This window comes from Pyxidicoccus fallax (assembly GCF_012933655.1).
Lineage (GTDB): Bacteria > Myxococcota > Myxococcia > Myxococcales > Myxococcaceae > Myxococcus > Myxococcus fallax.
In genome coordinates this window covers 1-6,484 of the sequence record NZ_JABBJJ010000506.1, presented here as the reverse complement: position 1 = coordinate 6,484, position 6,484 = coordinate 1, and the positions used below count along the sequence as shown (strand labels likewise).

Here is a 6,484-nt window from a genome sequence, read left to right as displayed (position 1 = left end):
GGGTGATCCTGGCGCTGGGGGTGCTGGGCCTCCAGGCCGTGCGCCTGGCACTGCACAAGGCGTTCAGTATCGACGAGTTCCAGTACGCCCACGCCGCGTGGCTCGTGGCCCGGGGGCAGGTGCCGTACCGGGACTTCTTCGAGGTGCACTTCCCGCTCGTCTACCAGGTGCTGGCGCCGCTGTTCGGGGTGCTGGGGGACGACCCACTCAACGTGCTCGCGCTGCGCGCGGCCATGCTGATGCCGCTCGCCGGAGCGTGCACGGCGGTGGCGGTGCTCAACCGTCGCGAGGGCCGTCTCGCCGCGTGGCTGGCCCCGGTGCTGCTGCTGGCGCAGCCGGCCTTCACGCGCTTCGCGACCGAGGTCCGTCCGGACGCGCTGGCCATCGCGCTCTTCCTGGGGGCGCTCGCGCTGCTGTCGGTGCGTCCCGCTGCACCTGCGCGGGACTCAGCGGCGGGCGAGCCCGAGCCGCCGGCTCATCCCGTCACTCCCATGCGCGGCTTCGCGGCGGGAGCGTTGTTCGTGGCCGCCGTGTGGGGCTCGCAGAAGGTGTTGTTCTACGGAGGCCTCGTGGGCGCGGTGCTCGTGGTGGACCTCATCCTGAGGCGGGGGAGGGCACCCGCGCTGGTGCCCACGCCGCGCGCCTTCCTCGCCGGAGCGGGCGCGGTGCTCGTCATCGTGGCGGCGTACCTCACGGCGACCCGGTCGTGGGCCGCGTGGTGGCAGTGGTGCTTCGTCTGGGCCTCCGAGCATCAGCGCCACTACCCCGGCTTCTCCCCGGGCAAGTACCTGCTGCCGGTGTTGGAGGAGCAGCCCTGGCTCTTCACCCTGGCGGCGCTGGGGGTCGCGGCCTCCGCCCGCCGGTGGTGGCGCTCCGGCCGCGCGCGCTGGAGCGACCCGGACCTGCTGCTCCTGCTCGCGGTGCCGGCCACGTTCGGCTCGTACGCGCTCCAGCGCGCGCCGTTCCCGTACAGCCTGCTGCCCTTCCTCGGCGTGCTCGCGCCCTTCATGGCGCGCGGCGTGGCGGAGGTGTTCGGCTGGCTGAAGCCACCGCTCGCGCGCGTGGCGGGAGCCGTGGTGCTGGTGGCGCTGCTGGCCGCGCAGGGCGTACGGCTGGAGGCGCTGCTCGATGGAGGCGGCAACGCGCGGCAGCGGGAGGTGCTCGCGCGCATCGCCACGCTCACCGGGCCGGAGGACGTGGCCTACGACAACTCGGGCGGCTACGTGAGCCGCCCTCACGCGCACTTCTACTTCTACACGGACGCCTACCTGCGCGGCGCCATCGCGAGCACGCTCGCCCGCGAGATTCCCGAGGCCCTGGTGGCCAGCGGGTGCGTGCTGCGCGTGGAGGACCTGCGCAGCTCCGGCCTGCCTCCCGCGCTGCGCCAGTTCCTCGCCGAGCACTACCAGCCTCTCGACGGTGACATCTCGCTCTGGGGTCAGCGCTATGAGACGGCCGAGGGGCACACGCTGGAAGGCCGCTTCCTCGCCGTGCGCGAGGGCCGCTACTTCGTCGAGCCCGAGGTCGCGCTCACCCGGGGCGCGCTGTTCATCGACGGCGTGCGCATGACGGCGCCGGAGTTCCCGCTGTCCCGGGGCCCGCACTCCGTGCGCTACGAGGGGCCCGCGGGCACCTTCCACCTCCTCTGGCTGCCGCGAGACGGACGCCGGTGGACGCCCCGGCCGGGACTGCCTCCCACGTACTCGCGCCTGTTCTGAGCAGTGCCGTCAGGGCGCGCGGAACTTCTGCACGCGCTTGCCGCGCACGTCGACGACGTAGACGTTGCCCTTGCTGTCCACGGCGATGTCGTGCCCCCAGTCGAACTGGCCGGGGCCCTGGCCATGGCTCCCCCAGCGCGCCACCACGCGGCCCTCCAGGTCCAGCTTCAGCGCGCGGGCACGCGGGTGCTCCGCGTCCTGGTCTCCGCCGTCGATGACGTACAGGTACCCGTCCCGGCCCAGGGTGAGGCCCCACGGACGGCCAATGTCCGGACCCTTCCACTCGGTGAGGAAGGCGCCGTCCGCGTCGAAGACCTGGATGCGCGCGTTGTCCCGGTCCGCCACGTACACCCGGCCGTCCGGGCCCACGGCGATGCCATGCGGCGTGTCGAACTCACCGGGGCCGTCCCCCGAGCCGCCCCACTCGGACAGGTACGTGCCATCCGCTTTGAAGCGCGCCACCCGCGTGTTGCCGTAGCCGTCCGACACGTAGAAGTCCCCGCCCGGCGCGACGGCGACGTCCGTGGGCTTGTCGAACGCCAGCGGCGCACGCGAGCACGCCGCCCCGGCCAGCACCACCCATCCGAGCAGCACGCCCGCTTGCCACCGGCCCGCGCTCATTCGCCCTCCCCGAGTTGGAGCAGCAGCTGGCCGTCCGGCGAGAACTTGAAGACGCGGTGCAGCCGCACGTCCGTCAACCAGACGTTGTCCTCCTCGTCGATGGACAGGCCATGGGGCACCTTGAACAGGTTCTCGCCCCAGGTGGCGACCATCCGCCCCGTCTCCCCGTCGAGCACGAGCACCGTCGGCTTCGAGATGAGCTCGTCGTTGCCCCAGTGCTTGTCCGCTCGGTGGAAGATGAAGACGCGGTCCTTCGAGTCCACCGCCACCCCGGTGACCTCCCCGAGCACGTAGCCCTCCGGGAGGACGGGCCAGCTGTCGACGACGGGGTACTCGCTCATGGAGCCGCCCGTCGTCTGGAGGTGCTTCATGCCGCCGCCGCACGACACCAGCAGGAGCGTGGCTGTCAGGCGCAGGGCACGGTGCTTCGCGAAGGAGCAGGACGTCATGGGGCCTCGGTGGATGCGCCCCAGCCGCGGGGAGCGACGGGTGTAACACCCGCCGCCCTCCCTGGTGTCACCCGCCGGCTACGGATTGCAGAGCCGCTGGCCGCCGGCGTTCTTGTAGGCCCGCACGCGATTGACGAGGTTGCCGCCGTCCTCCTCCGGCTTCGTCGTCGAGTCCTCCGTGCCGGAGCCGAACGCGAAGCCCACCGAGTGCGCGGCGGCGACCTCGGCGGTGTGCGTGAAGAAGTAGTCCACGCGGTTGTCGCGCCACCGGTCGTCCGAGTTGGGCATGTTCATGTTGCCCACGGGGAGCTGCCACCAGAAGTTCGGCTTGTTGAGCCGCTCGGACAGGGCCTTCGCCCAGGCGAAAGCCTGGTGGAAGTTGGGCCGGGTGGCATTGGTGGCGTCCCACCACGTGTCCTCGCCACGGTTGACCTCGTACCAGCCCGCGTCGCGGTCCGCCGCCTCCACCGCGATGAAGTCCGTGTCGGCCGCGCCCAGCTTCAACAGGAAGTCGGCCACCTTCCGGGCCTCGCCCGCGACGTCGAAGGAGGCGTTGGTGTTGAGGTACACGTCGATGCGCGTGGCCCAGGGGCTGGCGTGCAGGCCCACCTTGGCGTTGGGCGCGTACTTGCGCGCCATGGCAATCATGCAGCGCGCGAAGCCCGAGGCGTTGTTCTCCTGCCCGGCGCAGTCCGTGGCGTTGGCGGTGGCCACCTGTGCCGGCGTCGAGCGCGGCTCCCCATTGTTCGAGTTGAACTGGAGGTAGCCCCACAGGTCGGGCTCGAGGTGCAGCAGCGCCTGGGCATTGCCCACCTGCTGCAGGGCGAAGCGCCAGTCGTTGAAGTAGCGCCGCATGAAGTTCACGTCGTTGAGCACGCCGAGCTGCTCCGCCCCCTCCTGCCGGCCGCTCCCCAGGAGCTGCACGTAGTAGGTGATGAAGGGAATCTGCCCGCGCGAGCGGCTGCCGGAGATGAGGAGGCGCACCGTGTTTCCCGGAGCCACGGCGGTGTCCTGCCAGCAGCCCCACCAGAAGCACCCGGCGTTCGCGCACGTCTGGCCCTGCGCGGTGCAGCCCGAGGTGCACGACGTGCAGACGTTGGTCGAGTCGACCATTCCACTGGACAGGTAGATGTAGCGGACGTCGAAGGGCGCGCTGCCCGCGGTGGTGTCCGTCATCTTCGCGCCCACCAGCAGCCGGTCCTTCCCGAGCGACTTCAGGAACGAGTCCCCCAGGCACGCCGAGGGCTGCGTGCCTCCGTCCGTGTTGCCACCCGTGCCGGCATCCGTGTTGCCGCCGGTGCCCGCGTCCGTGTTGCCGCCGGTGCCCGCGTCGGTATTGCCGCCGGTGCCCGCATCCGTGCCCGCGTCCGCCGAGGGCTTCCGCTCGTCGTCATCGTCCGAGCCGGAGCAGCCCGCCAACACCAGGCCGAGGGTGAGAGGGAGCAACCGCGTCATCCGCTTCAGAGGGGAGGTCCGCATGACCCGGACGCTACCCCGGCACCGTCCGAGAGCCTCAAGGGGCTGGCACCCGGGGGCATCAGGCCGCCTGCTCGCCCTCCTCAGCCCCGAGTCCGACAGAACCCAACAAGCCGCCATTCTTCCAAACCAAGAAATTCTTGAGTCTTGAGCGGAATCCCGGCTACACGCTGCGGTTCCCCCAGGTCGCGCCCGGTGGGCGGCGAGGACGCCGCACGGGCGTGGCCTCTCCCCCCGAGGACGCGATGAAGACGCGATTGTTGTGGCTCCTGGTGCCCGCGCTGCTGGCGGCGGGCTGCGGCCCTGTCGAGGACAGCGAGGCCCCCGTCATCGATGAGCTGACCGGACAGGTGCTGCTGGAGGCCACGACGAAGTACGACATGCACCGGCTGATGGAGGACACGGACATCACCGGCGGCCAGTGGATTACGACGGCGCAGGTGCAGGCCTTCCTGCAGCAGAACAACTCGTACCTGGCCACGTACAAGGACCCGGCCTGGGGCAGCAAGACGGCCGCCGCGCTCATCGTCGAGCGCTCCAAGGCGTACAGCATCAGCCCGCTGTACATGCTGGCGCGCATCCAGGTGGAGTCCAGCCTCGTGCAGAGCGGCACCTCCAACAACCTGGCCAAGGCCACCGGCTGCGGCTGCCCGGACACCAGCGGCTGCGACGCGCAGTACACGGGCTTCGGCAACCAGATTGAGTGCTCGGCGAAGAAGCTGCGCGGCTACCTCACGGACCTGGACGCGGGCCGTGCCACCGTCTCCGGCTGGAAGGTGGGCGTGACGAAGTCCACGTCGGACCCGTGCTCGGTGAAGCCCGTCACCAAGGCCACGGCGGCTCTCTACACGTACACCCCCTGGGTGGGCGCGTACGCCATCCAGTGCGGACGCACCACGGTGGGCGGCTCGTCGCTGGTGCGCGTCATCTTCGACCGCTACAAGTCCGCCTACGCCTGGGGCACCGGCGCCACCGGCTGCTACACCGAGACGGCGGGCACCACGCTGCCGGTGAACGGCTGCGTGCAGAGCTCGTCGGACGCCCTGTGGCGGCAGTGCCTGTCCACGGGTGCGTTCACCGCGGGCAGCACGGCGAAGCCCTCCACCTGCACCGTGTCCTATCCGTGGTGCTCGTCCTCCACGCTGGGCCGCTCCGTGCCCGCGCGCACCTGCGTCCAGTCCGTGAACGACTCGCAGTGGCACCAGTGCGGCGTGGAGGGGGCGTGGCAGAGCGCGCCCACCGCGCCCACCAGCGGCGCGGGCCCCGTCGGCGCCTGCTACGAGATGTACGCGCTGTAGTCCCGCGCGCGCCTTTTTCCGGCTCCCGTCCCGCGAAGCGCGGGGCGGGGGCAGGGCGCGCGTCAGTACTCCTTGCTCCAGATGAGGTCCAGGCCGCCCGAGCGCGCGTCGCCGTACTGGCCTTCCAGGCTCCAGCGCGGGTTGAACTGGTACTCGAAGCGCACGGCGTTGGCGTTCTCGCCCTGCTGCAGGTTGGCGCCCACGCGGCCGGTGTAGCCCACGTAGATTTTGTCCGTCACGTACGTGCCCACCTCCAGCTTGGCGCCGGCCAGGCCCGAGTCGCCGGCCTCGATGGAGAGCACGTCCAGCGGCAGCTTCTCCGACAGCGCCTTGCGCGCCTCGTTGGCGACGAGCGAGCCCACCACGGAGGCCGCCTGGGCGCTGGCCGTCATGGACGCTCCCGAGCCGCGCTCCAGCGTGCGGCGGCCGGTGGCGAGCAGCGTGTAGATTTCGGACTCCGGCAGCGGCGGGTCGCTGGTGGGCTTGAGGGTGATGTCCCGGCCCTGGCCGCGGATGGTGACGAACACCGTCACCTTGGCGTTGTCGTTGCGGTGCTCGGCGGTGACGTTGATGTACGGCACCGTCGCCGGCCCGGTGAAGCGCACCTGGCTGTCGCGCTGCACGTCGAAGCGGCGGCCCAGCACGTCCACGCGCCCGCGCAGCACGCGCACCTCGCCGAACAGGCGCGCCTCCTCCCGGTACTCCACGCGGAAGTCCTCGGACAGCCCCAGCTCGACATTCACGTCCGAGCCCTTCACCCAGAGGTTGCGCGGCGCATTGACGTTCACCCAGTACGTGCGCTGCGGCGCCTCCTCTTCCTCCTCCGGGTCCGCCTCGACGGCGTCCGCGACCTCGCCGCCCGGGCGCGTCGCCGTGGAGGAGCCGCTGCCGCCCACGGCGGGGCGGGGCGCGACGGTGGGGG

The 6,484-nt window shown here is 71.3% G+C and carries 6 protein-coding genes; 2 read left to right on the top strand and 4 right to left on the bottom strand.

Going from position 1 to position 6,484, the window contains the following annotated elements; translation table 11 throughout:
* The first annotated feature begins 2 nt into the window (after positions 1-2).
* A complete protein-coding gene (locus HG543_RS50235; protein WP_169352097.1) occupies positions 3-1,718 on the top strand; it encodes a hypothetical protein in 1,716 nt (571 codons plus the stop codon).
* A gap of 9 nt (positions 1,719-1,727) precedes the next feature.
* Here HG543_RS50235 and HG543_RS50230 read toward each other — a convergent pair whose 3' ends face one another.
* The 3 genes from HG543_RS50230 to HG543_RS50220 form a co-directional block, all read right to left on the bottom strand.
* Positions 1,728-2,339 carry a peptidyl-alpha-hydroxyglycine alpha-amidating lyase family protein gene (locus HG543_RS50230; RefSeq protein ID WP_169352096.1) on the bottom strand — a complete coding sequence of 204 codons (612 nt, stop codon included), beginning with the start codon at positions 2,337-2,339 and terminating at the stop codon, positions 1,728-1,730.
* Entirely contained in the window at positions 2,336-2,788 is a 453-nt protein-coding gene (locus HG543_RS50225) for an NHL repeat-containing protein (RefSeq protein ID WP_169352095.1), read from the bottom strand. The genes HG543_RS50230 and HG543_RS50225 overlap by 4 nt, the downstream gene beginning before the upstream one ends.
* Positions 2,789-2,866: 78 nt before the next feature.
* On the bottom strand, positions 2,867-4,267 hold the full coding sequence (locus tag HG543_RS50220; protein WP_169352094.1) for a hypothetical protein: 1,401 nt from the start codon (positions 4,265-4,267) through the stop codon (positions 2,867-2,869).
* 242 nt (positions 4,268-4,509) lie between these two features.
* Here HG543_RS50220 and HG543_RS50215 point away from each other — a divergent pair, with 242 nt between their 5' ends.
* Positions 4,510-5,562 (top strand): LasA N-terminal domain-containing protein, encoded by a 1,053-nt coding sequence (locus tag HG543_RS50215; RefSeq protein ID WP_169352098.1) that lies wholly within the window; start codon positions 4,510-4,512, stop codon positions 5,560-5,562.
* 62 nt (positions 5,563-5,624) lie between these two features.
* Here the strand turns inward: HG543_RS50215 and HG543_RS50210 are convergent.
* The coding region (locus HG543_RS50210) for a translocation/assembly module TamB domain-containing protein (RefSeq protein ID WP_246357877.1) at positions 5,625-6,484 on the bottom strand (860 nt) is incomplete at its 5' end.

What these genes read in the sequence shown, in the direction of transcription:
- HG543_RS50215 (WP_169352098.1), top strand. Translation starts at nt 4,510, where the DNA reads ATGAAGACGCGATTGTTGTGGCTCCTGGTGCCCGCGCTGCTGGCGGCG.
- HG543_RS50225 (WP_169352095.1), bottom strand. Translation starts at nt 2,788, where the DNA reads ATGACGTCCTGCTCCTTCGCGAAGCACCGTGCCCTGCGCCTGACAGCC.
- HG543_RS50230 (WP_169352096.1), bottom strand. Translation starts at nt 2,339, where the DNA reads ATGAGCGCGGGCCGGTGGCAAGCGGGCGTGCTGCTCGGATGGGTGGTG.
- HG543_RS50220 (WP_169352094.1), bottom strand. Translation starts at nt 4,267, where the DNA reads ATGCGGACCTCCCCTCTGAAGCGGATGACGCGGTTGCTCCCTCTCACC.